This window comes from Bartonella sp. DB5-6 (genome assembly GCF_000278115.1).
Classification (GTDB): Bacteria; Pseudomonadota; Alphaproteobacteria; order Rhizobiales; family Rhizobiaceae; genus Bartonella; species Bartonella refiksaydamii.
The window spans coordinates 23,656-24,327 of sequence record NZ_JH725118.1; the positions used below are offsets into that span (position 1 = coordinate 23,656).

The 672-nt window shown below is 35.7% G+C and carries 1 protein-coding gene and 1 pseudogene; both read right to left on the reverse strand.

Going from position 1 to position 672, the window contains the following annotated elements:
• Positions 1–107, reverse strand: a pseudogene (locus MCO_RS11175) (SMI1/KNR4 family protein); the annotation flags it as partial.
• A 64-nt stretch (positions 108–171) separates the two neighbouring features.
• Positions 172–672, reverse strand: a 501-nt coding sequence (locus MCO_RS09825) for an HNH/ENDO VII family nuclease (RefSeq protein WP_245256849.1), incomplete at its 5' end; no start/stop codon positions are given.

Here is a 672-nt window from a genome sequence, read left to right on the forward strand (position 1 = left end):
GTTTCATTCTCTTCATCATCTTCACTACCCAAATTAATAATATCACCATCATATTTATTCACTTTATCAATTAATACTGCAACATCAGCTAAGGTATAGGTTTTCATCAATTATTCTCCATAAATTATTTTATAAGTCTCTGTTTTTTCTCTTTTCATCAACCGTAGAGCATTATTGCCGATGCTCCTGTCCCCATCCGTTAAAATCTATCCCTATGATACCCCATTTCATATCGATCATTCCTCCTAAATTACTGTTTTTTTGTTCTCCATACCCATTACCACGTTTATCCCAATATTCCTCTCTCTGCTTATCAAACTTTTTTCTCTCTATAAGTGATTGATGTGTTTTTGGATTAGCATGAATCACGGAAGTATATTTTTTATGAAATTCCTTGCTAATTTCTGCTATGGGGCCCTCAGGGGTTTGCTTTAGGTGATGCAACTCAACAGGCTCACCATCAAAACCTATAGGTGCTCTTCCTGTTTTCATTCTCTCAATATTGGTGCCCCACACGTCTTTTTTATTTACTCTCCATTTAACCCTTTGGTTAGGATCAAACAGGTCGTTTCTCTGATAGACTTTGTTTGTCTGACCAAATTTGCTATCGGTAAATTTAGTGGGTTTCTCTTTTAACCAAAGCTTTTTTTCTTTAGCAGCAAGTTTGGTCAG